This is a genomic window from Micromonospora sp. CNZ299 (assembly GCF_002754415.1).
In genome coordinates this window covers 957,416-983,362 of the sequence record NZ_PEFG01000001.1, presented here as the reverse complement: position 1 = coordinate 983,362, position 25,947 = coordinate 957,416, and the positions used below count along the sequence as shown (strand labels likewise).

The window sequence follows — 25,947 nt, the reverse complement described above, 5'->3', positions numbered from 1 at the left end:
TGGAACAGCTGTCCACAACCTGTGGACAACCTTCCTCAGGGCCCGGCGCGGCGTTCGTCGCGACCTCCGGCCCACCCCCTCCGGGCCCCTCGGAGCGCCTCCACGGCGCTCCCAGAGCCCGGATCGGGCTTCCGTCACGCCAGTCGGATTTCGCTCTGCGCGTAGCGACAGGGCTACCGGAACACCTCCTGAGCGCGGACGGTTGTCCAAAACGACGTGGAACCGACCCAGAGCAGAGACACACGACCTCAGCTGAGTCGGTGAACGACGATAGAGTAAGGAGGCACGGACGCCCGTCCCGGACGTTCGTGCACCGGCCCCGCCAAGATCTTGACCATCAAGGCGCACGGCACGTGAGGAGCACGAGGGCATGTTCGAGCGGTTCACCGACCGAGCGCGACGGGTTGTCGTCCTGGCCCAAGAAGAGGCCCGGATGCTCAACCACAACTACATCGGTACGGAACACATCCTGCTGGGCCTGATCCACGAAGGTGAAGGCGTCGCGGCAAAGGCCCTGGAGAGCCTCGGCATCTCCCTGGAGGGCGTCCGCCAGCAGGTCGAGGAGATCATCGGCCAGGGCCAGCAGGCGCCGAGCGGGCACATCCCGTTCACGCCGCGGGCCAAGAAGGTGCTGGAGCTGTCGCTGCGCGAGGCGCTGCAGCTCGGCCACAACTACATCGGCACGGAGCACATCCTGCTCGGGCTGATCCGTGAGGGCGAGGGCGTTGCCGCCCAGGTGCTGGTCAAGCTCGGCGCCGACCTCAACCGGGTCCGCCAGCAGGTGATCCAGCTGCTTTCCGGCTACCAGGGCAAGGAGCCTGCCGCGGCGGGCGCCACGCCGGGTGAGGCCGCGCCGTCGACCAGCCTCGTGCTGGACCAGTTCGGCCGTAACCTGACTCAGGCCGCCCGCGAGGGCAAGCTCGACCCGGTCATCGGGCGCGAGAAGGAAATCGAGCGGGTCATGCAGGTGCTCTCCCGCCGTACCAAGAACAACCCGGTCCTGATCGGTGAGCCCGGCGTCGGTAAGACCGCCGTGGTGGAGGGGCTTTCCCAGAAGATCATCAAGGGCGAGGTGCCCGAGACTCTGAAGGACAAGCAGCTCTACACGCTCGACCTGGGTGCGCTCGTCGCCGGTTCCCGCTACCGCGGTGACTTCGAGGAGCGCCTCAAGAAGGTGCTCAAGGAGATCCGCACCCGCGGCGACATCATCCTGTTCATCGACGAGATCCACACCCTGGTGGGTGCGGGTGCCGCCGAGGGCGCGATCGACGCCGCGAGCATCCTCAAGCCGATGCTGGCCCGTGGCGAGCTGCAGACCATCGGTGCCACCACCCTCGACGAATACCGCAAGCACCTGGAGAAGGACGCCGCTCTCGAGCGCCGCTTCCAGCCGATCCAGGTGGGTGAGCCGTCGCTGGCGCACACCATCGAGATCCTCAAGGGCCTGCGTGACCGCTACGAGGCGCACCACCGGGTCTCGATCACGGACGCAGCCCTGGTGGCTGCCGCAACTCTGGCCGATAGATACATCTCCGACCGCTTCCTGCCGGACAAGGCGATCGACCTGATCGACGAGGCCGGTGCCCGGATGCGGATCCGTCGGATGACCGCACCGCCAGACCTGCGTGACTTCGACGAGCGCATCGCCCAGGTGCGCCGCGACAAGGAGTCCGCGATCGACGCTCAGGACTTCGAGCGCGCCGCTCAGCTGCGTGACAAGGAGAAGCAGCTCCTTGGTCAGAAGGCTCAGCGGGAGAAGGAGTGGAAGGCCGGTGACCTGGACGTCGTCAGCGAGGTTGACGACGAGCAGATCGCCGAGGTTCTCGGCAACTGGACCGGCATCCCGGTCTACAAGCTGACCGAGGAGGAGACCTCACGCCTGCTGCGCATGGAGGACGAGCTGCACAAGCGCGTCATCGGCCAGGAGGACGCGGTCAAGGCGGTCTCGAAGGCGATCCGGCGTACCCGGGCCGGCCTGAAGGACCCGAAGCGCCCGTCGGGCTCGTTCATCTTCGCCGGTCCGTCCGGTGTCGGTAAGACCGAGCTGTCCAAGGCGCTCGCCGAGTTCCTCTTCGGCAGCGAGGATTCCCTCATCCAGCTGGACATGTCCGAGTTCCACGACCGCTACACGGTCTCCCGGCTCGTGGGTGCCCCTCCCGGCTACGTCGGTTACGACGAGGGCGGGCAGCTGACCGAGAAGGTGCGGCGTCGGCCGTTCTCGGTGGTCCTCTTCGACGAGATCGAGAAGGCCCACCCGGACGTGTTCAACACGCTCCTGCAGATCCTGGAGGACGGTCGGCTCACCGACGGTCAGGGTCGGATCGTGGACTTCAAGAACACGGTCATCATCCTGACCACCAACCTGGGCACCCGTGACGTCGCCAAGGCGGTGTCGCTGGGCTTCCAGCAGTCGGAGGACTCCGAGTCCAACTACGACCGGATGAAGCAGAAGGTCAACGACGAGCTCAAGCAGCACTTCCGGCCTGAGTTCCTCAACCGGATCGACGACACCATCGTCTTCCACCAGCTGCGTCAGACCGAGATCCTCTCGATCGTGGACATCATGATCCAGCGGATCGAGGGCCAGCTGCGCAACAAGGACATGGGTCTGGAGCTGACCGACAACGCCAAGAAGTACCTGGCGGCGAAGGGCTTCGACCCGGTGCTCGGTGCACGTCCGCTTCGTCGCACGATCCAGCGCGACATCGAGGACAACCTCTCCGAGCGGATCCTGTTCAACGAGCTGACCCCGGGTCAGATCGTCGTGGTGGACTGCGAGGGCGACCCGAACGACATCGACAAGTCCAAGCTCGTCTTCCGGGGTGCCGAGAAGCCGGTCGAGGTTCCGGACGCCGTTCCGGCCGACCTCGGTGGCACGGCCGCCGGCACCGCGGCAGCGGCGACGGACGAGGTGGCGTAACCAGCAGTAAGAGGGCGGGGCCCCGGTGGCGTGAGCCACCGGGGCCCCGCCTTTTTTGCGCTACCCCCACAGGTCACCCGCGCTCGCCCGCCCTCGCCCGCCGTGTCTCTCTGCGCCGCGCTACGCAAGATCCGCGCAACATCAGGGAAAGTGCTGCCTCACGGCGTCGGGAGGCAGCAACTTCCCTGATGTTGTGGGCGGAGTGCGGCTGGCGGCGTGGAGTGGTGGGCGTGGGGGTGGCTTTGACGTCCTGTGGAGGCTTGCGGCCCGGCCCGGCCCGGGGCCGTCCGCGCGGCGGGGCGCGGCCCGCGCGGCGGGCGGGGGCAGGACAAGACAGCGTCAGCGCGGGGTGGGTCAGGTGGTCAGGTCGGCTGTCGGGTGGGACGGGCCGTCGCCGACGAGGCGGAAGCTGTCGGCTCCGGCCGCTTCGACCAGCCCGTCCTGCACCAGGCCGGCCAGGGCTCGGGCACGTTGGACGTCATCGGTCCAGACCTGGTCCAGGCGCTGGTGTGGGACCGGCCCGGTGGTCTCCCGGAGCACCCCGAGCAGGAGACCGCGTACCTGTCGGTCGGTGCCCGCGTACCGCTGGGGTCGCCGGGTTGGCCCTGCTGGCGCCTCCTGGCCGGAGGCCCGCCAGGCGCAGATTGACTCGACCGGGCAGGCGGTACAGCGCGGTGACCGGGCTGTACAGATCACCGCGCCCAGTTCCATGAACGCGGCGCTGGCGAGTGCCGCGGCGGCCGGTTCCACCGGGAGCAGCTCTTCGGTGGCGACGAGGTCGGCTGGCCGGGTGACCGGTCCGGCGTCCGGCTCGCCGGCCACCGCCCGGCAGACGACCCGGCGCACGTTGGTGTCGACCACCGGGTGCCGCTGCCCGTACGCGAAGGTGGCCACTGCCCGAGCCGTGTAGGTGCCGACCCCGGGCAGTGCCAGCAGTTGCTCCAACCGGTCCGGCACCTGGCCGCCGTGCCGGTCCACGATCGCGACCGAGCATTCTCGCAGCCGAACTGCCCGACGGGGGTAGCCGAGACGTCCCCACATCCGGATTGCCTCGGCCGGGGTGTCCGCGGCCAGCGCCGCCGGGTCCGGCCAGCGGGCCAGCCATGCCTGCCAGGCCGGCACCACCCGGACCACGGGGGTCTGCTGGAGCATGACCTCGCTGACCAGGATGGCCCACGGGGTGACCCCGGGTGCACGCCACGGCAGGTCACGGGCATGTTGCTGGAACCACCGGCTGACCAGGGTGGCGAAATCGGGTTGAGTCATGGCGCCGTCGATGATGTCACGCCTGGCGATCCCGCTGGATGGGCGGCTCGGGCGGGGTGCCACGGCTGCGCCCGACGGATCGGAGAGAATGCCCGGATGAACGAGCTCGCGATCACCGTCATCGGTAGGGACCGGCCGGGCATCGTGGCCGACGTCGCCGAGGTCCTCGCCCGACTGGGTGCGAACCTCACCGACAGCACGATGACGCGGCTGCGGGGGCATTTCGCGATGACCCTGATCTGCACCGGGCCGGCCTCCGCCGAGGTCGAGGCCGCGTTGGCGCCGCTGGCCGCCGAGGGGCAACTGCTGGCGACGGTACGCGCGGTCACGCCGGACGGCGAGGTGCCTGCGGCGGGTGAGCCGTACGTGATGGCGGTGCACGGTTCGGACCGGATGGGCATCGTCGCGGCGATGACCCGGGTGCTGGTCGACGCCGGCGGAAACGTCACCGACCTGAGTACGCGGTTGGCCGGGTCGCTCTACGTGGTGCTGGCCGAGGTCGAGTTGCCGGCTGGTGTGGCCGACACACTGATCGACCGGTTGCACCGGACGGCTGCCGAGCTGGGCGTGGAGGTCACCCTCCGGCCGGCGGACCCGGATCTGTTGTGAGCGGCGAGGAGAACGGGCCGGACGTCGAGGCGTACGTCGGTCTGGGCGACTGGACACCCGAGTCGCTGGTCGTGCCCGGTGAGGTGCGGCCGGTGGTGTCGGCCCCCCATCCGGTGTTGAGTCGGGCCGCCGAGGGGGTCGATCCGACCGCGAAGGAGACCGTCCAGCTCGCGGCCGACCTGGTGGCGACGATGCGGGTGTCGCCGGGCTGCGTGGGGCTGGCCGCGCCGCAGGTCGGGGTGGGTGCGCGCGTCTTCGCCGTCGATGTGACCGGGCACCCGAAGGCGGTCACAGTGCATGGCACCTTTGTGCTCTGCAACGCCCGGGTGGTCGAGGCGACGCGGTGGAAGCCCGGCCGGGAGGGGTGCATGTCGGTGCCGGACCTGACGGGGGATGTGAAGCGGGCCAGCCGGCTGGTGGTGGAGGGTGACCTGCCGGGCACCGGTGAGCCGGTCCGGTTGGTGACCGACGGCTTCGAGGCTCGGGCGTTGCAGCACGAGATTGACCACTGCGCGGGGTTGCTCTTCCTGGATCGGGTGGCCGGTGCGCACGCCGTCTACCAGCGCAAGGTCTACCTCTGATCGGTCGCCGGACGGTCGGCAGTTTTGTCCTGAGTGGAGAGTGGATCGGGTGCCCGCGGGCGGCCCCGGCGCGTCGCGCCGTACTGGCCGGGGGAGCGCGGCTACGGTGGGAGGCATCATGCGTCTGACGGTCGGCCCCCTGCCACCCGCCGTGTACTGGCGGCGTCGCGTCGTCGTACTCGGAGCGGGGCTACTTTTCCTGATTGTCCTGCTCTACTCGTGCACCCAGTCGGGTCGTTCCGGCGAGAAGCCGACGGCGGGGGCGACTTCGACGCCGACCTCCGCCGGCACGCCCGCTCCTGAGGGCCCGGTGCTGACCCCGGAGACCGGGGCTCCGCCGCCGCCCGCGTCCGCCGATCCGGCTGTGACGAGTCCGAGCCCCGCGATCACCAGCAACACACCTCCGCTGGGCGCGGCGGCCGGTTCGGAGGACGACGGCACCTGCACCGACGCGGAGATCAGCGTGGTCTCGTCGGCGAGCCCGACCTCGGTCCAGCGTGGGGCGGTGGTCGAGCTGCAACTCAAGATCAAGAACACGTCGGACCGCACGTGCAGTCGGAACGTCGGTGCCGACCTGCAGGAGATCTTCATCAAGTCCGGTGCGGAGAAGATCTGGTCGTCGGACACCTGCGGCAAGGTCCAGGGCTCGGACGTGCAGTCATTCACGCCGAACTTCGAGCGCGCCTACCAGGTGCCGTGGAACGGGCGGGACACCAGCCGGTGCGACGGTGCGCTGGCCGGCGGGCCGTTCCCGCCGCTCGGGTCGTACCAGGTGTTCGCCCGGGTGGGCACGAAGCTCAGCTCACCCGTGAAGCTCACCATCACCGGCTGAGCCGGGGTCAGACGTACCGTTCCAGGATGGATGCCTCGGCGAGCCGGGACAGCCCCTCACGGACGCCTCGGGCCCGTGCATCGCCGACGCCCTCGACGGCCTGCAGATCCTCCACTGTCGCGCCCAGCAGTCGCTGGAGGCTGCCGAAGTGCACGACCAGGCGGTCGACCACCGCGACCGGCAGCCGGGGCACCTTGGCCAGCAGCCGGAAGCCGCGAGGGCTGACCGCAGCGTCCAGCGCGTCGGACGCGGCCGGGTAGCCGATCGCCTTGGCCACCGCCACCAGGTCGATCAGCTCGGTGGCGCCGAGCAGGTCCAGCTCGACGAGTGCCTCGTCCAGGGTGCGCGACTTGCGGCCGATCGGGAGGTAGTCCCGGATGACCAGCGTGCGGTCGGCGTCCACGCCGGCCATCAGCTCGTCGAGTTGCAGGGCGAGCAGGCGACCGTCGGTGCCCAGCTCGACCACATAACCGGCGATCTCGTCGGCGATCCGGCGAACCATCTCCAGTCGCTGCACCACGGCCACCGCGTCCCGTACGGTGACCAGGTCCTCGATCTCCAGTGCGGAGAGCGTGCCGGAGACCTCGTCCAGCCGGAGCTTGTAGCGCTCCAGGGTGGCGAGCGCCTGGTTGGCCCGGGAGAGGATGGCGGCCGAGTCGTCGAGCACGTGCCGCTGGCCGTTGACGTAGAGGCTGATGATCCGCATCGACTGGCTGACCGAGATGACCGGGTAGCCGGTCTGCCGAGCCACCCGCTCGGCGGTGCGGTGCCGGGTGCCGGACTCTTCGGTCGGGATGGACGGATCGGGCATCAGGTGCACGGCCGCCCGGACGATCCGGGTGCCGTCGCTGGAGAGCACGACGGCGCCGTCCATCTTGCACAGCTCCCGGACGCGCGTCGCGGAGAACTCCACGTCCAGCGGGAAGCCCCCGGTGCACAGGCCCTCGACGACCTTGTCGTAGCCGAGCACTATGAGCGCGCCGGTGCGGCCGCGCAGGATGCGCTCCAGACCGTCGCGTAGGGCGGTGCCCGGGGCCATCAGGGCGAGGTTGGCCCGCAACGGGTCCCCGGCGCTCCCGGCGGCTCCCGCGGTCACGCTCACGCTGATCGGGCGGGCGGGCGAGCCCACGGCGCCGGTGCGGGCCTGGGGCGGCGCGCCGGCTGGCTTGGTGGTTTCGCGGTCGATCGGCACGGGCACAGTCTACGGACTGCCGTGCGGTGGGTGCTGTCGTGGTTACTGTGATGTGTCACGATGCGGCCCTTCCAACCGATTCCCGCTTGCGACGTGCTGTCCGGTATCACCGTCTCCGTCGGCACGGTGCGTCACTCGGCGGACGCGCGGGCCGCATGGTGCAGTGCCGAACGGACGTCCGTGACCTCGGTCACCCGCATGTGCTCGGGGCCGGCGCCGGTGCTGGCCGGCCCGCAACCGGTCGGCACCAGGGCCACCTTGAACCCCAGCCGGGCCGCTTCGGCCAGCCGGCGCGACACCGCCCCGACCCGGCGCACCTCGCCGGTCAGCCCCACCTCACCGATCGCCACCAGGTGCGGCGCGATGGCGAGGTTGAGCCCGCCGGAGGCGACCGCCAACGCGACCGCCAGGTCGGCGGCCGGCTCCACCACCCGGATCCCGCCCACAGTGGCGGCGAAGACCTCCCGGTCGTGCAGGGTCAGCCGCTCGGTGCGTCGTTGCAGCACCGCGAGCACCATCGCCAGACGCGCCGAGTCGAGGCCGGAGACGGTGCGTCGGGGTGAGCCGGCAACCGTCGCGCCGATCAGGGCCTGGACCTCGGTGACCAGGGCCCGCCGCCCCTCCATGGCCACTGTCACACAGGTGCCCGGGACCGGCTCCGCGTAGCGGGTCAAGAACAGCCCGGACGGGTCGGCCAGGCTGCTGATGCCACCCTCGTGCATCTCGAAGCAGCCGACTTCGTCGGCCGCGCCGAACCGGTTCTTCACGCCGCGCACCAGGCGGAGCGACGAGTGCTTGTCGCCCTCGAAGTGCAGCACGACGTCGACCAGGTGCTCCAGCACCCGGGGGCCGGCCACCTGGCCGTCCTTGGTGACGTGCCCGACCAGCACGGTGGCGATGCCCCGCTCCTTGGCGACCGAGACCAGCGCGGCGGTCACCGCGCGCACCTGGGTCACCCCACCGGGCACGCCCTCGGTGCCGGTGGTCGAGATGGTCTGCACCGAGTCGAGCACCAACAGGCCCGGCTTGACCGCGTCGAGGTGACCGAGCACCGACGCCAGGTCGCTCTCCGCAGCGAGGTAGAGCTGCTCGTGCAGGGTGCCCATCCGTTCGGCGCGCAGGCGCACCTGGCTGACCGACTCTTCGCCACTGACCACCAGTGAGGGGCTGCCGGCACCGACCGCCCAATGCTGCGCCACATCGAGCAGGAGGGTCGACTTGCCGACACCGGGCTCGCCGGCGAGCAGCACCACGGCACCGGGGACCAGGCCGCCGCCGAGCACCCGGTCGAGCTCGCTCACCCCGGTGGGCACGGCGCGGGCCGGAGCGGCGCTGATGGTGGCGATCGGCCGGGCCGGCTCGGTCGGCATCCGGGAGCTGACCACGCGACCGGAGACGGTCGGGCCGGTCACCGTGCTCTCGACCACCGCGCCCCACTCGCCGCACTCCGGGCAGCGCCCCACCCACTTGGGTGGCTGGTGCCCGCACGCGTCGCACTGGTAGGCCGGACGCGGCTCGCGGGCGGCGGACCGGCCACGGGCGGCACCGGCGGTGCCGCCGCGCGAAGGGGTCGATCGGGAGGTGGTCACATCAGGACGCTAGCCCTCGCGTATGACGAAAACACCCCGGCGTGGTGGTCACCACGCCGGGGCGTTTGTCGATGTGGACTCGGGTCACTCGTGGGTGGTGCCACCCTCGTCGTCTCCGTAGCCGCCCTCGCGCTCGATGATCGGCGAGGGGGGTGCGGCCGGGGTGAGCGGCACCGCGATCGGCGCCGGGCCGGTCACTGTGTTGCCGTTGCCGAAGTCGAAGGTCACGAAGACGTTCTGACCGGAGCGCAGCGCCTCGGTCAGGCCAAGCAGTCGGAGCTGCGTGGTGGCCTCGGAGTTGAGCTGGACGTAGCTCAGCGGGGCCAGCTCGATCCGGGCCGGCGTGCCCGGAGCGGACGGGCTGGCCGAACCGGACGCCCGCGCCGACTCCGGGGCGGACGGGGTGGCCGAGGACGACCCGGTCTCGGACGGGGTTGCCGACGGGCTGGCCGAGCCGGACCCGGAGGTCGACGGGCTGGCCGAGCCGGAGGCAGACGGGCTGGTGGAGGCGGACTCCGAGGCGGACGGCGACGGGCTCGCCGAGCCGCCGCTGATCACCACCTCACGGGCGCTCTCGGTGGTGATGGTGACAGTCACCGTCTCTTTCGAGTCGTTGTAGATCACCGCGTTGAGCCCAGCGTCCTGGCCGGCCTTGTAGCCCTCGGTGCCCGGGTAGTCCACGAGCAGGCCACGCACGGAGAAGGAACCGTTGTTGGTGGTGAGGCTGACGCCCTGGACCGACGCCTCCTTGGTGGCGGTCTCGGCGATCTGGCCGGCGCCGCAGCCGGACGTCAGCAGACTGGCCGCCGCAATTCCGGACAGCAACAGGGCCGCACGCCGGGATCCCCTGATCGAGCGCGTCACGTCGGTCCTCCTCGTCACAATCCCCACCCGGGCCGCACGCCGGGCACGGTGGCCATACCCGCGCAGACCGCGCTCCAGGGTAGTTGGGACTGATCGAGGCCCGCACGCGGACCCGGCAATGCCACCTGCCCGGGTGCCGTTCACACCACCCGACCGCTCGCGACCAGCAGGACCACGTCGATGAGGGCCACCAGCATCACCGCCCGGAAGGCCGACACCGGCCGCCGGCCGGCCCGGACCGCCGAGCGCCCGGCGTACCAGCTCAGCGGTGGCACCACGGCGGCCGTGACGACCGCTGCGACCCCGATCGCCGACGGCGGCCCGGGTGGCCCGAGGACCAGGGCCGCGGTCGCCGCGAGGAGCAGGCCGGCCGCCGCGATCCGGCTGCCGGCGGCGCCCAGCCGGTGCGGCAGGCCGCGCACCCCGGTCCGCGCGTCGTCGGCCAGGTCGGGCAGCACGTTGGCGAAGTGCGCCCCGGCCCCCAGGCATGCCGCCGCGACCAGCAGCCAGGCGGGTGGGGTCGGCTGCCCGGGCAGCGCCAGCACCACGAAGGCGGGCAGCGCGCCGAACGAGACGGCGTACGGCAGCACCGAGAACGCGGTGGCCTTGAGCGGCCAGTCGTAGAGCAGCGCCGAGACCAGTGCGACGGTCAACCAGAACGCCGCAGTGGGGTTCGTGGTCAGCGCCAGCAACGGACAGGCCACCGCGGCCACCGCCGCGGCCCAGGCCGTGGTGCGCCGACCGACAGCGCCGGCGGCGACCGGTTTGTCGGTACGCCCCACAGTGGCGTCCCGCTCGGCATCCAGCGCGTCGTTGGTCCAGCCGACGGCGAGCTGGCTGGCAAGAACGGCGAGCACGACGGACACGATTCCGGTCGGCCGGTGACCCACTCCCCAGGCCAACAGGCCGGAAACCGCGGTCACCGCTGCGGCCGGTTCCGGATGGCTCGCTCTGACCAGCCCTAACACCCTGGACGACATAAGGGAAGTCTGGTCGTTACCGAGCAGTCGTGCCACGCTCGGTGCCATGCGAGACGTGGCTGCGTCCGCGGCGTCCACCGGCCCCCGGGTGCTGCCGCGTAACGATCCGCGCCAGTACGACGACCTGGCCGGTGAGTGGTGGCGGCCCGATGGCGCGTTCGCGATGCTGCACTGGCTGGCGGAGGCCCGCGCGGCGCTGGTGCCACCGGCCACCCGTCCGGGCGCGCTGCTGGTCGATCTGGGTTGCGGCGCCGGTCTGCTCGCGCCGCACCTGGCCGGCAAGGGTTACCGCCACGTCGGGGTGGATCTGACCCGCTCGGCGTTGGTCCAGGCGGCCGAGCACGGGGTGCGCGTGGTCCAGGGCGACGTCACCGCCGTCCCGCTGCCGAGCGGTTGCGCCGACGTGGTCTCCGCAGGTGAGCTGCTGGAGCATGTGCCGGCCTGGCCGCGTGCGGTGGCCGAGGCGTGCCGTCTGCTGCGTCCGGGCGGTCTGCTGGTGTTGGACACCCTGAACGACACGGCGCTGGCCCGGCTCGTTGCGGTACGGATCGCCGAGCGGCTGCCGACCGTGCCACGCGGCATCCACGATCCACGGTTGTTCGTGGACGCCCGGGCACTGGTGGCCGAGTGTGCCCGGCACGGTGTCGACCTGCGGCTGCGAGGCATCCGTCCTCAGGTCGGGGGCATGCTTGCCTGGTTGCTGCGCCGGGCCCGCGCGACCCGGACGTCCGGTGCGACGTCCACGGGCCGCGCGCCACGCATCGTGCCGACCCGGTCCACCGCGGTGCTCTACCAGGGCCGGGGGGTCCGCAAAGGATAGTCCGGGCCTGGCGGGGGTATGGGACGCCGAGGAGGAGACGATATGACGGTGCAGGCGCTTGAGGCGGCCCGCCGGTTGGCGCCGCGGTTCGCCGCGCGTGCGGCGGAACACGACCGGGACGGTTCCTTCCCCGTCGAGGACTTCCGTGACCTGCGGGAGGCTGGCCTTTTCGGTTTGATGGTGCCTCGGGCACTGGGTGGCATGGAGGCCAGCTTCGCCGAGTACGCCGCGGTGGCCACTGAGCTTGCCCGAGGCAACGGCGCGACGGCCCTGGTGTTCAACATGCACGCCTCGGTGACCGGTGCCCTGGGCGCGGTCACCGAGGAGTTGGCCGAGGCGTTGGGTGTGCCGGACGAGGCGCTGGTCGCCCGGGACCGGCTGCTCACCGCTGCGGCTCAGGGCTCCTGGTACGCGGTCGCGATGAGCGAGCGTGGCGCCGGTGCCCGGCTGTCCCAGCTGACCACGGCGTACGAGGCGACCGACGAGGGTTGGCATCTCAAGGGCAGCAAGACCTTCTGCTCCGGCGCCGGGCATGCCGACGGTTACCTGGTGGCGGCGCGCAGCGCGGCCGACCAGTCGGTGGTCTCGCAGTTCCTGGTGCCGGCCGGTGACGGGTTGACAGTGGAGCCGACCTGGGATGCGCTCGGCATGCGCGCCACCTCCTCGCACGACCTGCACCTGGACGTGACGGTTCCGGCGGACCGGCTGCTCGGTGGTGTGGAAGGGCTGGCGCTGGTGGTCGCCCAACTGATGCCGCACTGGCTGGTGGCCAGCTACGCGGCGGTGTATGTGGGGGTGGCCCGGGCGGCGATCGACGCGGCGGCCGAGCACCTCAACGCCCGTAACCTGGCCGGTCTGCCGGCGGTGCGGGCCCGACTGGGCCGGGCGGACGCGGCCACGGCGGCCGCCCAGCTTGTGGTCGCCGAGGCGGCCCGTCGGGTGGACGAGGCTCCGGGTGACGAGGAGACAAACCGTTGGGTGTGGCGGGCGAAGCTGCTCGCCGGCACCACGGCCGCCGAGGTGGCGGCGTCGGTGTTGGAGGCGGCGGGCACCTCGGCGACCCGACGTGGTCATCCGTTGGAGCGGCTCTACCGCGATGCCCGCTGCGGCTCGCTGCACCCGGCCACCTCGGATGTCTGCGCCGACTGGCTGGGCATCGCCGCCCTGGGCGGCGACCCGGACCGCGACGGATCGGCACCGCGTTGGTGAGCCGGCCGGGGACTCGCACGCAAGATAGGCCAGCCGAGGCGGCTGGTGGGACGGCCAGGGGGAGGACAGCATTTGACGAGAGGTGGGGATCGTGTCCGTACCAGTGATCGCGGCGCTCGGGATTGCACAGCCGCCGTCCGCTTCGCAGGACGAGTTGTGGGAGGGCTACTTCTCCCGGCACTTCACCGGCACCACCAGGTCGTTGGCCCAGCGGATCTTCGCGCACTCCGGGGTGACCCGGCGTCAGGCTGCGGTCAACCCGCTGTTGGAGGACGTGTCGGACTGGCCGACCGAGCGCCGGATGCGTCGCTATCAGGTCGAGGCGCTGCCGTTGGGCAAGGAGGCGGTGGGCCGCGCGTTGACCGCAGCCGGCTTGGACGCCGGCGACATCGGGCTGTTCATCGTCTGCTCCTGCACGGGCTACGCCACCCCGGGGCTGGACATCCTGCTCGCCCGGGACCTCGGCATGGCCGCGGACACCCAGCGGATGTTCATCGGCCACATGGGCTGTTACGCGGCGATGCCGGGCCTCGGCGCGGCGAGTGACTTCGTCACCGCGCGAGGGCGACCGGCGCTGCTGCTCTGCGCGGAGCTGACCAGCCTGCACATCCAACCGTCGAGTGCCAGGGTGGACACCCAGCAGATCGTCTCCCACGCGCTCTTCTCGGATGCGGCGGTCGCCGCCGTGGTCACGCCGAGCGGCCCGGGGTACGCGTTGCGCGAGGTCACGTCCGTCACCGACACCTCGACAGCGGACCACATGACGTGGGACGTCACCGACGCCGGTTTCCGGATGGGGCTGTCACCGAAGGTGCCGCAGGTGCTGTCGAGGCACGTCCGTGCGCTGGTCGACGACCTTCTGGCCCGGCACGGTCTCACCAGTTCCGAGGTGGACGGCTGGGCGGTGCATCCGGGGGGCCCGCGGATCCTCAACGTGGTGGAGCGTGAGTTGGCGTTGCCGCCGCAGGGTCTGGCGGCGTCCCGGGCGACGCTCGATGAGCACGGCAACTGCTCGTCCCCGACCGTACTGCTGATCCTGGACCGGCTGGGCCGTGCGACTCCTGCGGCTCGACGTGTCGTCATGTTGGCGTTCGGTCCCGGCCTCACCCTGTACGCCGCCCTGCTCGATCGACAGGACTGATCACCTCCTCCTCCGGCCGGTACGCTCGCTGGATGGATACGACGACGGACGACCGACTGCGTTCGGTCGTCCTGGTGGGTGCCGCGGTGGCCGTGCTGGCCGTTGGTGGCTGGTGGTGGCAGGCCACCGCGCCCGCCTCGACGGCCAGGTCGGCTGCTCCTTCGGAGACCGTCCCGTCCACCGGGCCGAGTGTGAGCACGGCGCTGGAACGCGCCCTGGTCACCGGGGCGCCCGGTGAACGGCTGACGATGCGGGTGGACGCGAGCGGCGAGGTCGTCAGCATCCCGGAGAGCGTACGGACGGAGATCGACCCGGAGACCGGCAAGATCGTCGACATCGACGGCAATCTCGCTGCCCTCTTCTTCGGGGATGATCTGCCCTCGTTCCGCGACACCGTTTGGCAGGAGCGGGCGACACTCGCTCCGGGGCAGAGCGTGGTCCGGCAGGCAGCGGGCGACAGTGGCCGTCACCTCCTGCAATACCGGTGCACCAGGCCGGGCGCCATGCTGGTGAGCGTCTCCGGGGCAGGGCTTGCTGGGCCGTCCCAGATCGACTGTGACGGCACGGTCGCCAGCGCCGAGGTGCTGGCGCACGGCAGGCCGTTCCGGGTGTCGCTGTCGGCGACGGGTGAGCGGGAGATCGACGTGCAGGCGCAGCTCGTCTTCCTGCCCCGCTAGGCCGTCAGCCGCGCTCGGGCGCGTCGCGCCGCACTCCACGCGCTGAGCCGCGACCAGGCCGCTCAGGCGGTGAGCCGCGCTCAGGCGCCGAGGGCGGTCAGCTCACGTCGGTAGGTGTCCACCGGCCCCAGGTCGGGCAGCACCAGGGTCACCGTGCCGGCGCGGTCGACCAGCAGGGCGGTGGCGACGCCGGGGCGGGCCGGTTGGCCCAGGAAGGAGCGCAGCCCTCCGGCTGGGTCGGCCAGCGCCCGGACCTGCGGTCGGTTGGTCGGTGGGGCTGGCGCCGTCCGGCCGCCGCTGACGGTCACCACGGAGACCCCGGCGGGCGCAGCCGTCAGGGCGTCGGCGACGCGGTCCGGGCAGGGGCAGCCGTCCAGCAGGATGATCATGGCGGGCAGCAGGCCGCGCAGTGGCACCGGTGCCTGGCCCGCGTCGACCAGGTCCAGTGCGGGCAGGGCCCGCCCGGCGAGGGTCGCGGGTGGCGAGTAGGGCGCCGGGGTCGGACGGTCGCTGCGGCTGGCGCGTGGCCAGGTGACCGCGACCAGGCCGGTCAGCGTGGTGAGGACCGCCACCAGCAGGACCAGCAGCGGTAGGCCCAGAGCGCGGCTACGGGGCAGGCCAATGGCCCTACGGAGTTCACGGCGGATCTGGGCGGCCTCGGCGGCGAGCGCGGAGGCGTCGTCGGGAACCACGACACGGCCCCACTCGGGCGGCAGGCCGGGCAGGCCGTCGGTCGGCCCGTGGCCCTCTGCGTCCGGCTTGCCCATCGGACCTCCTGGAAGCGTCTCGAGAGCGGAGTGCGGCTCCGTCTCCAGGGTCGCGCACCAGGGGCTCCTCCCGCTACACCTGGGCGCAGTCCCGCTGGCCGGGCTACCATGGGAGGAGCGCGTAGCCCTTGATCTCGACGTTCCGTTCACCCGTACCGGGCAGTCATTCGTTCGTTACGGAGCGTGTTCGAACCATTGGTTTGACCGCCTGTCAAGCTGAAGCAAGACCTCTCACAGGGCCCCTGAGCTGCGCCAATGGTCAGGACATCGGAGAGACATCAGTGCCTGACCGTGTTACCCTAGACACAGCGAAAGGGGTTTCGAACCTATGGTTTTCAGTGTCGGCGAGACCGTTGTTTACCCCCACCACGGGGCCGCACTCATCGAGGCAATCGAGACTCGGATCATCAAGGGCGAGCCTAAGAAATACCTCGTCCTGAGGGTCGCGCAGGGTGACCTGACGGTCCGGGTGCCCGCCGAGAATGCCGAGATCGTGGGTGTGCGCGAGGTGGTCGGCGAAGAAGGCCTGGGCAAGGTCTTCGACGTTCTCCGGGCTCCGCACACCGAGGAGCCGACCAACTGGTCGCGACGTTACAAGGCCAACCTGGAAAAGCTGGCCTCCGGCAACCCGCTGAAGGTCGCCGAGGTCGTTCGCGACCTGTGGCGCCGGGAGCGGGAGCGGGGCCTTTCCGCTGGTGAGAAGCGGATGCTGGCCAAGGCCCGCGACATTCTCGTCGGTGAGGTCGCGCTGGCTGAGAAGAGCACCAAGGACGAGGCGGAGACGCTGCTCGACAAGGTCCTCACCGAGGCCTAGTCCGCACAGCATCGTCGTACCCACTTCGTAGCAAAGAAACCACCGAGGACCGTGACGTGACCGCGCAGCTCAATCCGCGCGGTGACGTCGCGGTCCTCGTGCCTGCGGCGGGTGCCGGCGTACGTCTCGGCCCCGGCCGGCCCAAGGCGCTGCGCCTGCTCGGCGGCGAGCCGCTCCTCGTGCACGCCGTGCGACGGCTGGCCGCCGCACCGTCGGTGCACACGATCGTGGTGGCCGCGCCGGTCGCCGAGGTGGCGGCCGTCCGTGAGCTGCTGGCCCCGGTCGCACCGGTGATCGTGGTGGCCGGCGGCGCGGAGCGACAGGCGTCGGTGGCCGCCGCGCTGGCCGCGGTGCCCGCTGGCCCGACGATCATCCTGGTGCACGACGCCGCCCGCGCGCTCACGCCGCCCGAGCTGGTCGAATCCGTCGCCGCGGCAGTCCGGGACGGGCGTGACGCGGTGATCCCGGTCCTGCCGGTCGTCGACACGATCAAGGAGGTCGGCGCCGGCGAGGTGGTGCTCGGCACCGTCGACCGTTCCGCCCTGCGCGCGGTGCAGACCCCGCAGGGTTTCCGCCGGGCGGTGCTCAGCGCCGCGCACGCCGCAGCCGGTGACTCCCTGACCGACGACGCCGGTCTCGTCGAGAAGCAGGGCGTGACGGTGAGCTGCGTGCCGGGCTCGGAGTACGCATTGAAAATCACCCGACCGTTCGACCTGGCTCTGGCGGAGCATCTGCTTGCCGCCGGCGGTTGACGCGTAGGCTCTGATCATGATCGTTCCCCGGGTGGCCATCGGCACCGACGTACACGCGTTCGAGCCGGGTCGGCCCTGCTGGGTGGCCGGGCTGCTCTGGCCCGACCAGGACGGCCTTGCCGGGCACTCGGACGCCGACGTGGTCGCGCACGCCGCCTGCAACGCGCTGCTCTCCGCCGCCGGCCTCGGTGATCTCGGCGCCGTCTTCGGGGTGGGTCAACCAGAGTGGGCCGGCGCGTCCGGTGTGGCGCTGCTGACCGAGACGGCCCGCCGGGTGCGGGCCGCCGGCCTGGAGATCGGCAACGTGTCCGTGCAGGTCATCGGCAACCGTCCCAAGATCGGCAAGCGTCGTGCGGAGGCGCAGGAGGTGCTCTCCTCCGCCGTCGGCGCCCCGGTCACGCTGTCCGCCGCGACCACCGACGGGCTCGGTTTCACCGGCCGCGAGGAAGGGCTCACCGGCATCGCGGTGGCTCTGGTGTACGACGCGCCGGCCGCCTAAGCTCGCCGCGATGTCCAGCGACCCCGCTCCCGACCAGTCCGCCGCCGACGGCTACGTCCAGCGCGCCCAACTCCTCGCCGAGCTCGGCCGCCACGACGAGGCGGCTGGCGAGCTGACCTACGGGCTGGCCCTCCAGCCGGACGACGTGGATGCCCTCACCATGCTGGCCCGGGTGCACCTTGCCGCCGACCGTCCGGCCGAGGCGCTCACCGCCGCGGACACGGCCGTGGCCGCCGCACCGGAGGCCCTCCCGCCGCTGGTCGCCCGGGGCATGGCCCTGGCCGATCTGGAGCGCTACGCCGAGTCGGCTGCCACCGCAGACCGGATCCTCGCCCTCGGCCCGGCCGACGCGTACGCCCAGCGCAGCGCGGCGGCGATCCTGGCCGGCGCCCGCAACGGGCAGCCGGCGCTGAACGCGGCCTGGCGCGGGGTCGAGCTTGCCCCGGAGGAGCCGCAGGCCCATCTGGTGCTCAGCCTGGTCGCCGCCCGGCTGGACCTGTTCGACCTGGCCGAGCGGGCCTACCGGGAGGCGTTGCGGCTCGATCCGCGCCTCGCCGAGGCCGGGCACGAGGTCGGTGTCATGCGTCTGGAGCAGCGCCGCTGGTCGGAGGCGTTGGCGCACGTGGCGGACGCGGTGTCGATCAGCCCGAGCCGAGTCGACTCGCCGCGAACCCTCGCGTCCGGCCTGCACCGCCTGGTGCTCTACGGGGCGGGGTGGTCGCTGGTGGCGGCGGTGCTGGTCGCGGTCGCGGCGTCGGCGAGCGACGGGTTCTCCCGCATGCTGGCGGTGCTCGCCGCGCTCACCGGTGGGATCGTCGTCTGGCAGCTCGCCGCCCGGTTGCCCGGGCTGGCCCGGACCGTCCTGCCCGCCATGCTGCACTCTGACCGCGCGATGGCCCTGGCGGTCTACGCCGTGGCCGCCGCGCCGGTGCTGCTGCTGGTGTACGCGGTGATCGGCTCGCCATGGCCGCTGGTGCTGGCGATCGCCGCCACGGCGATCGCCGAGTTCGCCGTATTCACCCGCACCGCGATCCGCTAGCCCTCTCCGGCAGCACCGCGACAGATCAACAAGCGTCGCCCAGCTCGCGCACGTCAGGGTTTCGCCGGAGCCCGCCCGCGTCGGGATCAAGCCTGACCGCCCAGAGCGGGTGGGCTCCGGCGAAACCCCAGCGCGACTAGACCGAACGCGCCCAGGTCCAGGCGTATCCCTCGTCCTCGCATCCGGTGGCGGCGTCGCAGAGATCCAGGGGGCGGAACGTGTCGACCATGACGGCCAACTCGTCGAAGTAGTCCGCACCGATGGAACGCTCGGCTGCACCCGGCTGGGGGCCGTGGGTGAACCCGGACGGGTGCAGGGAGATCGAGCCCTGCTCGATGCCGGAACCGCGCCGGGCCTCGTAGTTGCCGCCCGTGTAGAAGAGCATCTCGTCAGAGTCGACGTTGTGGTGGTTGTACGGCACCGGGATCGCGTCCGGGTGGTAGTCGACCTTGCGGGGCACGAACGAGCAGATGACGAAGTTTGGGCCCTGGAAGGTCTGGTGCACCGGCGGGGGCTGGTGGATGCGCCCGGTGATCGGCTCGAAGTCGTGGATGGAGAACGCCCACGGGTAGAGGTGCCCATCCCAGCCGACCACGTCGAACGGGTGGTTCGCGTAGACGTAGCGGGTCCAACCACGGCGGTGGCGGACCAGCACCTCAACCTCCTCACCGTCGACGAGCAGCGGCGAGTCGGGGCCGCGGACGTCGCGCTCGCAGTACGGCGAGTGCTCCAGGAACTGGCCGCGGACGGAGAGGTAGCGCTTGGGTGGGCCGATGTGCCCGGACGCCTCGACGGTGAGCAGGCGGACGGGCTGGTCACCGGTGGGCACCAGCCGGTGGATGGTCGAGGTGGGGATGATGACGTAGTCGCCGGCCACCGCGTCCAGCACCCCGAACGGGGACTCGACCCGCAGGGTGCCCGACTCGACATAGAGGCAGTGGTCGCCGGTGGCGTCGCGGAACAGCGGTGAGGGCCGGTCGGCGAGCACGTAGCCGATCCGTACGTCGTCGTTGGCGAGCAGGTACTGCCGGCCGAGGACGGGGTCGGAGCCGCCGGTGTCCAGCTTGTGGGTGCGCAGGTGGCGGGGCTTGAGCGGCAGGTTCGGTGCCCGGGTGAACGCGGGCGGGGTGAACTCGTCGGCGGCCAGGATCGCTGTGGGCGCGTGCCGGTGGTAGAGCAGGGACGAGTCGGAGGAGAAGCCCTCCTGGCCCATCAGCTCCTCGGCGTAGAGGGTGCCGTCGGGCTGGCGGAACTGGGTGTGGCGCTTGCGCGGCACATCGCCGACGCTGCGGTAATACGGCATCTCGCCTCCCGATATGTTCCGTTCACCGATCAACAGCGTCCGATAATCGGACGCTGTTGTCCGTTCCTCGTAGCGTCCCGTACATTCTTGTTCCGTGTCAACGCAGGTGCCCGCACTCCTCGACGGCCTGGTGGACGACGCCGCCGTCTTCCCCCCGGGCAGCGCCACGCTGCCCGACGCGCTGACCGCCCACCGCCGGCACCGCGCAGCCTGGTACGCCGACCTGGTCGGCCCGCTGCTGATCCCCGCCTCGACAGTCTCGGCAGGCGAGCTGACTGGTCTCGTCGACCCGGGTGAGGGCTTGGTGATCGGGCTGATCGGTGACACCGGGATCGGGAACCTGCCGTACGCGCTCTCGTTTCTCGCCCCGGACGGCGTCACCGCCCGCCAGGTCGAGGTGGCTGTCGCCAAACGCGGCGAGGACCCCCTGCCCGGCATCGCCGAGCTGCTGCGGCTGACCGATGCGCTGCCGGACGTCGAGGCCGTCTACGCCGAGCTGCCGCTGACCTTCGGGCTGATGGGCGCGCTGGACGCACTCGCCGCGGCCCGGAACGACGGGGTGCCCGTCGCGGCCAAGTTCCGCACCGGTGGCCTGGCCGCCGAACTCTTTCCCACGCCAGCCGAGCTGGCCGCCGTGATCTGCGCCTGCCGCGACCGGGGCCTGCCCTTCAAGCTCACCGCCGGGCTGCACCAGGCGGTCCGGCACCTGGATTCGGAGACCGGGTTCACCCACCACGGCTACGCCAACGTGCTGGCCGCCACCCTGGCAGCCGCCGACGGCGACGGTGTGGAGGCGGTCGCCGAGTTGCTGACCGTGGTCGACCCACGCCCACTGGTGGAGCGGGCGACGACACGACTAGACCTACCGCGCCCACTGTGGGTGGGCTTCGGCTCGTGCAGCATCCTGGAACCACTGACCGATCTGATCCGGCTGGGGCTGGTGAACGGGGGCTACGACGCATGACCTGGGTGACCGGCGCTGACGGATCGCCGTACGGGGTGACGAACCTGCCGTACGGGGTGTTCCGGTCCGACGAGGGCCAGTCGCGGATCGGCGTACGGATCGGGTCCTGGGTGTTCGACCTGGCCGCCGCGGAGGCAGCCGACCTGGTGCTGGCCGCCGGTGCGCTGTGCCGGCCCACCCTCAACGAGTTCATGGCGCTGGGCCGTCCGCAGTGGACGGCGGTGCGGCAGCGCATCACCGAGCTGCTGACCGACCCGGCTCACCGACCCGCGGTGGAGCCGCTGCTGGTGCCCCTCGACGACGTGGAGATGCTGCTCCCGATCGAGGTGGCCGACTACGTCGACTTCTACTCGTCCGAGCACCACGCCTCGAACGTCGGACAGATCTTCCGCCCCGGCCAGCCGCCGCTGCTGCCGAACTGGAAGCACCTGCCGATCGGCTACCACGGGCGGGCCGGCACCGTGATCGTCTCCGGCACACCGGTGATCCGACCGACCGGGCAGCGCGCCTCCGCCGAGGGCCCCGTCACGGGCCCGTCCGTACGCCTCGACATCGAGGCCGAGGTCGGCTTCGTGGTGGGCGTGCCCAGCCCGTTGGGGCGTCGGGTGTCGGTCGATGACTTCGCCGACCACGTCTTCGGGGTGGTGCTGGTCAACGACTGGTCGGCCCGGGACATCCAGGCCTGGGAGTACCAGCCGCTCGGGCCGTTCCTCGGCAAGTCATTCGCCACCTCGGTCTCGGCCTGGGTGACGCCGCTGGACGCGCTCGGCGACGCGTTCGTGCCCGCCCCCGACCAGGACCCGCCGGTGGTCGACTACCTGCGTGACGTGCCGCACCTGGGGCTGGACCTCCGACTGGCGGTCGAGTGGAACGGCGAGCAGGTCAGCGAGCCGCCGTTCGCCACCATGTACTGGACGCCGGCTCAGCAGTTGGCGCACCTCACCGTCAACGGCGCGTCACTGCGCACCGGCGACCTGTACGCCTCCGGCACCGTCTCCGGCCCGGACCGATCGCAGGTCGGCTCGTTCCTGGAACTGACCTGGGGTGGGGCGGAGCCGGTGAAGGTCGGCGACGAGAGCCGCACCTTCCTCGCCGACGGCGACACGGTGACCATCACCGCCACCGCGCCCGGCCCGGACGGCACCACCATCGCCCTCGGCGAGGTCAGCGGCACCATTCGTCCGGCCAACTGAACGGTCGCATTCCATCCGTCTCGTGCACGGGACCGGTCATCGCACAGCCCGTGCGATAACCGGCCCCGGTTGACCCGTTGATCGTCCGGATCCCGTTGCCTCGCCGCGCGATCCGGGCCGGGCTCCGCCCGGCTCTCAGCGGTGGGGCTTCCATTGCACACGGAGGTAACGACGATGCACGATCTTACGGGCGCAATCTGGCGTACCAGCAGCCGTTCGAACGACCAGGGGCTCTGCGTGGAGGTCGCGGACAACCTGGTTGACGTCCACGGTCTGGTCGCGGTCCGCGACTCCAAGGACCAGGCCGGCCCCACGCTCGCGGTCAGCCCGCCGGGGTGGACAGCTTTCATCGGCGCGATCCGGGCCGGTCGATTCGAGCACTGACCGGAGCATCGGCACCGGTCGACGACGTCCGGTGCCGAGCAACGGTCCAAACGGACAGCGTGGCCTCCGGGTGGTGGAAATTCCGTCCCGGGGGCCCCGTCCGGCCCTTACTCCGCGTACCGTCGGGGACACGGGAGGGTGGCATGTCGACGGTCGCGGTTACCGGGTTCATCGAGGCGCACGCTGTCGATGTCTGGCGTCTGCTGACCGACCTGCCCGGCCGTGCGGCCCGGCTGACCGCCGCCGGCCCGATCGAGATCCTCACCCCGGGGCCGTTCGGCCCGGGCACCGCCTGGCGTGAGGAGCGCGCCCAGCCGGGCGGCGGCACGCTGAGCGAGGAGTTCCTGGTGGTGGAGGCAGTCGCTCCCCATCGACTGGTGCTCTGTTCCTCCGGTGCCGGCGTGGATTACCGCATCACCTGGAGCCTGCGTCCGGTCCGCCGTCGCCGCCGGGGTTGCACCGCGATCACCGTCAGCCAGGAGGCGGCGCCGACCGACCCGTACGGTCGGGTGGTGGCGCTGCTGCTCGGCGGTCTCGCCGCGCGGGCGGTCGAGGTGGCGTTGCGGCGTGATCTCGCCGACCTGACCGTCGCGGCCGGCGTCCTCGGCTCGGTCGAAGCCGCCTGAGCGCCGACCCGCCAGATCCGCCCCTCCGCGCGACCGTCGTCGCCGTGACCTGAGCGGGGTGCGGCCGGTTCCGCTGGGTAGGGTGCCGGTCGGAGGTGCGGCATGGGGTTCCCGAGGGGCCGACGACGGCTCGTGATGGCGGTCGCGGCGCTGCTCGCGATCGCAGCTGTCGCGGTCATCGTCCACCGGGTGCTCGCACCGGCGGAGGTGAGCACGCTGGCGCGGGGTGACTACCCGGCCCCGGCCCGACCGGCTGCCGGAGTGATCGGTCGGTTGCCGGTCGCCCCGTTGATCGTGGACGGGCGACTGCGGGTGTACGCCGCACACCGTCAGGTCTACGCCGACCGGCCGGTCGACGGGCGGTACCGGACCAGCCCGTACTGGTCGTACCGGCGCTGGCCCGCCGAGCTGACCGGGATCGTCGCCAGCGGCAGCACTGTGGTCAGCCGCTGGTCCGACGGCCAACTCGTCGCCCTCGACGCGCGGACCGGCGGGGTGCTCTGGAAGGCCGACGGTCCGAAGCCGGCCGCAGGCACGGCGGTGGTGCGACGTACCTGGGCGGCCCCCGTGTGGGACCCGCGCGGGCTCCAACTCGCCGACCTTCCGGGCGGTCGAACGGTGCTGCTGGTCAGCGGGGACGCCCAGGCGCGCGGGGTCGAGTTGAGCGACGGCCGGGAGCTGTGGCGGGTCGACCTGCCGGGCAGGTGCCGCAGCGACGTCGGCACCAGCTCCTCGGGACAGCTGATCGGCGTGGACACCTGCGCCGGACCGGCCACGATCGAGTTCCGGGACGCCGCGACCGGCGTGGTGCGCGAGCGCTGGCGACCGCCGGGTGGCCCGGACGAGTTGGTGGTGACTCCCCTCGGCTGCCGTACCGGCCAGTCGGACTGCCTGGCCCTGCGGACCTCCGGTCCGGGTGACGAGGGCGGCCGGGGTTGGTTGCTCGGTGCTGGTGTGCCGGTCGCCGCCCCGGCGCTGGATCCGGCCGGCGCGGTGCTGGTCGGTGACCAGGCCGTTGTCGTGCTCGACGGGGTCGCGGTGGCCCGGTCGGCGGCCACCGGCACGGAGCTCTGGCGGTCCGAGGGCCTGGGTCCGGCCCGGGTGCTGGCCGCGCAGCCTGGCCGGGTGCACCTGCTGACCGAGGCGAACGACCTGGTGACGCTGGATCCGGCGACGGGGACGCAGTTGTCCCGCTTCCTGCTCAACGTCGGCTCGGACGGGACCGGCTGGGCGCCCGGGGCGGTGGCCGCGGCGGACGGTTACGTGGCTGTCGAACGACTCCGCAAGCCGGTCGACCCGGACGGTGACGACCAGCGCTACTACTACACCGGCGAAGCGGTGATCCTGGCTGCCACCTGATCGTGGCGTCTTCGGCACCTGAACCCTCGACCAGTCCATACCCTTTGTCCAGAAAGGGTAGGTTTTTCATGGTTCAGGTTTCGGGAAAGGGGTCGGCGCATGGGTCGGACAGCAACCAGCTACCTCGTGGGCGGCGCGCTCGCCGCGACCGCGAGCCTCGTGCCGGCGGTCCCGCCGGTGCTGAGCGCCGACCCCGCATCGGCGCGCGGGATCAGCGCCGTCCGGGCCGAGCCGTCGGCGGACACCGGCGTCACCTTCGAGATCCTGCCGGCGACACCGACACCGACACCGACGCCGACCCAGCCTCCACCCACTCCCACGGCCGACCCGCCTCAACCCACGCCGGGCCACGGTGGTCAGTTGCCGGTCACCGGTCCGGGCGGGTCGACACTGTTGCTCGTCGGGCTGGGCGGGGGTCTGCTCCTCGTCGGTTGGCTCGCTGTCCGCCGGAGGCGGCCGGTCTGATCGGAGCCTCCGGCCAGGCCCGTGCGGCCTCCGGCCTCCGGCCAGGCCCGTGCGGCCTCCGGCCTCCGGCCAGGCCCGTGCGGCCTCCGGCCTCCGGCCAGGCCCGTGCGGCCTCCGGCCGGCGGCCTGTGCCCTCAGGCTGGCGGCCCGTGCGGCCGCTGGCGTGCTGTCAGCCGCCAGCGCGGATCCGCTCCCTCGGCCGGCCGGCTGACGGCCGACCGGATCGCCGGGATCGCCGGGCCAGCACCGCGAGACCGGTGACCAACAGCAGGCCTACGACGGCTGCCCCCACGGCCCAGCCGGACACGATCCGGCTGACGACGCTGCCCCGTTTTCCGACCTGACCCGCATCGGGGAACTGGATCTGCGCGGTGACGCTGCGCTTCACCAGCCCGCTCTCCAGGTTCACCTCCGCTTTCCAGGGGCCGTTCGGCAACTCGACCGGGAATCGGGCGATGACCTGCCCGGCGTTACCCGGTGCCAGCGTGACGCCCTGCCCGATCGGGAAGGGGCCGGCCCGGCTGCCGGCTGGACCGTCGGTCAGGGAGACCGTGCCGGTCAGATCGAGGGCGCGGCCGCCGGTGTTGCGGACCTGGACGGTCACCGACGGGTCACCCTCCGGGCCGCGGGCGGGACGTACCTCACCGATCGAGAAGTCGGAGACCGGTTCGCCGCCGGGCCCGATGCCGAGGTACATCCGGACGCCGACCCGGTGGACCTGTGTCACCTCACCGCTGGCCCGGGGTGCCGAAGCGGTGGACGCCCAGATCACCCCGTACCTCTCGCCCTTCGAGGCGGCCTGTGGCACCGTGACGGTCGCCCGGACCCGGGCCTCGCCCCACGGTTGCAGTTCCACCGCGCGCTGGTCGAGGGTGACCCAGGAGGTCAGCTCGTTCTCGGCACGACCCTCGCCGAAGCGGAACGCCGAGGCTTCCAGGGTCGCGGCTGCCGGATACACGTCGACGCGACGGGTCTCGTCGGTGCGGTTGACGATCAGCAGTTGCCGATTGATGGTGGTGCCCGGCGGTAGGTGGTCGACGATGTAGCGCAGCGCCCGAGGATCGGTGCGGCGGTCGGCCGGGGCTTCCAACAGCCGGATCCC

The 25,947-nt window shown here is 71.7% G+C and carries 26 protein-coding genes; 18 read left to right on the top strand and 8 right to left on the bottom strand.

Annotated elements, in window-relative coordinates; all coding sequences use genetic code 11:
* The first annotated feature begins 370 nt into the window (after positions 1-370).
* Positions 371-2,920 carry an ATP-dependent Clp protease ATP-binding subunit gene (locus CLT68_RS04705; protein ID WP_088950512.1) on the top strand — a complete coding sequence of 850 codons (2,550 nt, stop codon included), beginning with the start codon at positions 371-373 and terminating at the stop codon, positions 2,918-2,920.
* A gap of 354 nt (positions 2,921-3,274) precedes the next feature.
* On the opposite strand, the gene CLT68_RS04700 is transcribed toward CLT68_RS04705, so the two are convergent.
* Entirely contained in the window at positions 3,275-4,186 is a 912-nt protein-coding gene (locus CLT68_RS04700) for an A/G-specific adenine glycosylase (protein WP_099849098.1), read from the bottom strand.
* Positions 4,187-4,282: 96 nt separating this feature from the next.
* On the opposite strand from CLT68_RS04700, the gene CLT68_RS04695 reads away from it, so the two are divergent.
* The 3 genes from CLT68_RS04695 to CLT68_RS04685 all read left to right on the top strand — a co-directional run bounded on the left by CLT68_RS04695 (position 4,283) and on the right by CLT68_RS04685 (position 6,208).
* Entirely contained in the window at positions 4,283-4,795 is a 513-nt protein-coding gene (locus CLT68_RS04695; protein WP_088950510.1) for a glycine cleavage system transcriptional repressor, read from the top strand.
* On the top strand, positions 4,792-5,376 hold the full coding sequence (locus CLT68_RS04690) for a peptide deformylase (protein ID WP_099849097.1): 585 nt from the start codon (positions 4,792-4,794) through the stop codon (positions 5,374-5,376). The genes CLT68_RS04695 and CLT68_RS04690 overlap by 4 nt, the downstream gene beginning before the upstream one ends.
* Before the next feature lie 118 nt (positions 5,377-5,494).
* Positions 5,495-6,208 carry a hypothetical protein gene (locus CLT68_RS04685; protein WP_099849096.1) on the top strand — a complete coding sequence of 238 codons (714 nt, stop codon included), beginning with the start codon at positions 5,495-5,497 and terminating at the stop codon, positions 6,206-6,208.
* A gap of 7 nt (positions 6,209-6,215) precedes the next feature.
* Here CLT68_RS04685 and disA read toward each other — a convergent pair whose 3' ends face one another.
* From disA to CLT68_RS04665, 4 genes are all read right to left on the bottom strand, one after another.
* Entirely contained in the window at positions 6,216-7,400 is a 1,185-nt protein-coding gene (disA, locus tag CLT68_RS04680; protein WP_088952067.1) for a DNA integrity scanning diadenylate cyclase DisA, read from the bottom strand.
* A gap of 131 nt (positions 7,401-7,531) precedes the next feature.
* Positions 7,532-8,989 (bottom strand): DNA repair protein RadA, encoded by a 1,458-nt coding sequence (gene radA, locus CLT68_RS04675; protein ID WP_099849094.1) that lies wholly within the window; start codon positions 8,987-8,989, stop codon positions 7,532-7,534.
* An 84-nt stretch (positions 8,990-9,073) separates the two neighbouring features.
* Positions 9,074-9,853 carry a hypothetical protein gene (locus tag CLT68_RS04670; protein ID WP_099849092.1) on the bottom strand — a complete coding sequence of 260 codons (780 nt, stop codon included), beginning with the start codon at positions 9,851-9,853 and terminating at the stop codon, positions 9,074-9,076.
* A gap of 140 nt (positions 9,854-9,993) precedes the next feature.
* Positions 9,994-10,833 (bottom strand): UbiA family prenyltransferase, encoded by an 840-nt coding sequence (locus CLT68_RS04665; protein ID WP_088950505.1) that lies wholly within the window; start codon positions 10,831-10,833, stop codon positions 9,994-9,996.
* A gap of 46 nt (positions 10,834-10,879) precedes the next feature.
* Between CLT68_RS04665 and CLT68_RS04660 the strand changes: the two genes are divergently transcribed.
* From CLT68_RS04660 to CLT68_RS04645, 4 genes are all read left to right on the top strand, one after another.
* Complete coding sequence (locus CLT68_RS04660; RefSeq protein WP_099849091.1) at positions 10,880-11,653, top strand: class I SAM-dependent methyltransferase; 774 nt, start codon at positions 10,880-10,882, stop codon at positions 11,651-11,653.
* Between the two features lie 42 nt (positions 11,654-11,695).
* Positions 11,696-12,862: an acyl-CoA dehydrogenase family protein gene (locus CLT68_RS04655; RefSeq protein WP_099849089.1), complete on the top strand. Its 1,167-nt coding sequence runs from the start codon at positions 11,696-11,698 to the stop codon at positions 12,860-12,862.
* 82 nt (positions 12,863-12,944) lie between these two features.
* A complete protein-coding gene (locus tag CLT68_RS04650) occupies positions 12,945-14,003 on the top strand; it encodes a type III polyketide synthase (RefSeq protein WP_486482074.1) in 1,059 nt (352 codons plus the stop codon).
* Between the two features lie 32 nt (positions 14,004-14,035).
* A complete protein-coding gene (locus CLT68_RS04645; protein ID WP_099849087.1) occupies positions 14,036-14,680 on the top strand; it encodes a hypothetical protein in 645 nt (214 codons plus the stop codon).
* Positions 14,681-14,760: 80 nt separating this feature from the next.
* Here CLT68_RS04645 and CLT68_RS04640 read toward each other — a convergent pair whose 3' ends face one another.
* Positions 14,761-15,447 carry a hypothetical protein gene (locus CLT68_RS04640; RefSeq protein ID WP_099849085.1) on the bottom strand — a complete coding sequence of 229 codons (687 nt, stop codon included), beginning with the start codon at positions 15,445-15,447 and terminating at the stop codon, positions 14,761-14,763.
* A 328-nt stretch (positions 15,448-15,775) separates the two neighbouring features.
* On the opposite strand from CLT68_RS04640, the gene CLT68_RS04635 reads away from it, so the two are divergent.
* From CLT68_RS04635 to CLT68_RS04620, 4 genes are read left to right on the top strand one after another with little or no spacing between them, the layout of a single operon-like run.
* Entirely contained in the window at positions 15,776-16,261 is a 486-nt protein-coding gene (locus tag CLT68_RS04635; RefSeq protein WP_088950500.1) for a CarD family transcriptional regulator, read from the top strand.
* A gap of 56 nt (positions 16,262-16,317) precedes the next feature.
* A complete protein-coding gene (gene ispD / locus CLT68_RS04630) occupies positions 16,318-17,013 on the top strand; it encodes a 2-C-methyl-D-erythritol 4-phosphate cytidylyltransferase (protein ID WP_099849083.1) in 696 nt (231 codons plus the stop codon).
* 13 nt (positions 17,014-17,026) lie between these two features.
* Complete coding sequence (ispF, locus tag CLT68_RS04625) at positions 17,027-17,512, top strand: 2-C-methyl-D-erythritol 2,4-cyclodiphosphate synthase (protein ID WP_099849081.1); 486 nt, start codon at positions 17,027-17,029, stop codon at positions 17,510-17,512.
* Positions 17,513-17,522: 10 nt separating this feature from the next.
* Positions 17,523-18,551, top strand: coding sequence for a tetratricopeptide repeat protein (locus tag CLT68_RS04620; RefSeq protein ID WP_099849079.1), 1,029 nt, complete (start codon positions 17,523-17,525; stop codon positions 18,549-18,551).
* A gap of 136 nt (positions 18,552-18,687) precedes the next feature.
* On the opposite strand, the gene CLT68_RS04615 is transcribed toward CLT68_RS04620, so the two are convergent.
* Positions 18,688-19,854, bottom strand: coding sequence for a homogentisate 1,2-dioxygenase (locus CLT68_RS04615; RefSeq protein WP_088950497.1), 1,167 nt, complete (start codon positions 19,852-19,854; stop codon positions 18,688-18,690).
* Between the two features lie 94 nt (positions 19,855-19,948).
* On the opposite strand from CLT68_RS04615, the gene CLT68_RS04610 reads away from it, so the two are divergent.
* From CLT68_RS04610 to CLT68_RS04585, 6 genes are all read left to right on the top strand, one after another.
* The gene (locus tag CLT68_RS04610) at positions 19,949-20,818 is read left to right on the top strand and encodes a hypothetical protein (RefSeq protein WP_099849078.1); all 870 of its coding nucleotides are present in this window, start codon (positions 19,949-19,951) and stop codon (positions 20,816-20,818) included.
* Positions 20,815-22,011, top strand: coding sequence for a fumarylacetoacetase (gene fahA / locus CLT68_RS04605; protein ID WP_099849076.1), 1,197 nt, complete (start codon positions 20,815-20,817; stop codon positions 22,009-22,011). Before CLT68_RS04610 ends, fahA begins: the two co-directional genes overlap by 4 nt.
* A 174-nt stretch (positions 22,012-22,185) precedes the next feature.
* Positions 22,186-22,395 (top strand): DUF397 domain-containing protein, encoded by a 210-nt coding sequence (locus CLT68_RS04600; RefSeq protein ID WP_088950494.1) that lies wholly within the window; start codon positions 22,186-22,188, stop codon positions 22,393-22,395.
* A 143-nt stretch (positions 22,396-22,538) separates the two neighbouring features.
* On the top strand, positions 22,539-23,021 hold the full coding sequence (locus tag CLT68_RS04595) for an SRPBCC family protein (RefSeq protein WP_088950493.1): 483 nt from the start codon (positions 22,539-22,541) through the stop codon (positions 23,019-23,021).
* A gap of 102 nt (positions 23,022-23,123) precedes the next feature.
* Entirely contained in the window at positions 23,124-24,380 is a 1,257-nt protein-coding gene (locus CLT68_RS04590; protein ID WP_099849074.1) for an outer membrane protein assembly factor BamB family protein, read from the top strand.
* Between the two features lie 99 nt (positions 24,381-24,479).
* Positions 24,480-24,845 (top strand): LPXTG cell wall anchor domain-containing protein, encoded by a 366-nt coding sequence (locus tag CLT68_RS04585; protein WP_099849071.1) that lies wholly within the window; start codon positions 24,480-24,482, stop codon positions 24,843-24,845.
* Between the two features lie 169 nt (positions 24,846-25,014).
* On the opposite strand, the gene CLT68_RS04580 is transcribed toward CLT68_RS04585, so the two are convergent.
* Positions 25,015-25,935 (bottom strand): hypothetical protein, encoded by a 921-nt coding sequence (locus CLT68_RS04580; RefSeq protein WP_199176987.1) that lies wholly within the window; start codon positions 25,933-25,935, stop codon positions 25,015-25,017.
* Between the last annotated feature and the right edge of the window lie 12 nt (positions 25,936-25,947).

Coding starts and splice junctions, on each gene's coding strand:
- fahA (WP_099849076.1), top strand. CDS start 20,815: ATGACCTGGGTGACCGGCGCTGACGGATCGCCGTACGGGGTGACGAAC.
- CLT68_RS04685 (WP_099849096.1), top strand. CDS start 5,495: ATGCGTCTGACGGTCGGCCCCCTGCCACCCGCCGTGTACTGGCGGCGT.
- CLT68_RS04665 (WP_088950505.1), bottom strand. CDS start 10,833: ATGTCGTCCAGGGTGTTAGGGCTGGTCAGAGCGAGCCATCCGGAACCG.
- CLT68_RS04655 (WP_099849089.1), top strand. CDS start 11,696: ATGACGGTGCAGGCGCTTGAGGCGGCCCGCCGGTTGGCGCCGCGGTTC.
- CLT68_RS04635 (WP_088950500.1), top strand. CDS start 15,776: ATGGTTTTCAGTGTCGGCGAGACCGTTGTTTACCCCCACCACGGGGCC.
- CLT68_RS04660 (WP_099849091.1), top strand. CDS start 10,880: ATGCGAGACGTGGCTGCGTCCGCGGCGTCCACCGGCCCCCGGGTGCTG.
- CLT68_RS04695 (WP_088950510.1), top strand. CDS start 4,283: ATGAACGAGCTCGCGATCACCGTCATCGGTAGGGACCGGCCGGGCATC.
- CLT68_RS04700 (WP_099849098.1), bottom strand. CDS start 4,186: ATGACTCAACCCGATTTCGCCACCCTGGTCAGCCGGTGGTTCCAGCAA.
- CLT68_RS04615 (WP_088950497.1), bottom strand. CDS start 19,854: ATGCCGTATTACCGCAGCGTCGGCGATGTGCCGCGCAAGCGCCACACC.
- CLT68_RS04600 (WP_088950494.1), top strand. CDS start 22,186: ATGCACGATCTTACGGGCGCAATCTGGCGTACCAGCAGCCGTTCGAAC.
- CLT68_RS04620 (WP_099849079.1), top strand. CDS start 17,523: ATGTCCAGCGACCCCGCTCCCGACCAGTCCGCCGCCGACGGCTACGTC.
- CLT68_RS04595 (WP_088950493.1), top strand. CDS start 22,539: ATGTCGACGGTCGCGGTTACCGGGTTCATCGAGGCGCACGCTGTCGAT.
- CLT68_RS04705 (WP_088950512.1), top strand. CDS start 371: ATGTTCGAGCGGTTCACCGACCGAGCGCGACGGGTTGTCGTCCTGGCC.
- CLT68_RS04640 (WP_099849085.1), bottom strand. CDS start 15,447: ATGGGCAAGCCGGACGCAGAGGGCCACGGGCCGACCGACGGCCTGCCC.
- CLT68_RS04590 (WP_099849074.1), top strand. CDS start 23,124: ATGGGGTTCCCGAGGGGCCGACGACGGCTCGTGATGGCGGTCGCGGCG.
- CLT68_RS04585 (WP_099849071.1), top strand. CDS start 24,480: ATGGGTCGGACAGCAACCAGCTACCTCGTGGGCGGCGCGCTCGCCGCG.
- CLT68_RS04645 (WP_099849087.1), top strand. CDS start 14,036: ATGGATACGACGACGGACGACCGACTGCGTTCGGTCGTCCTGGTGGGT.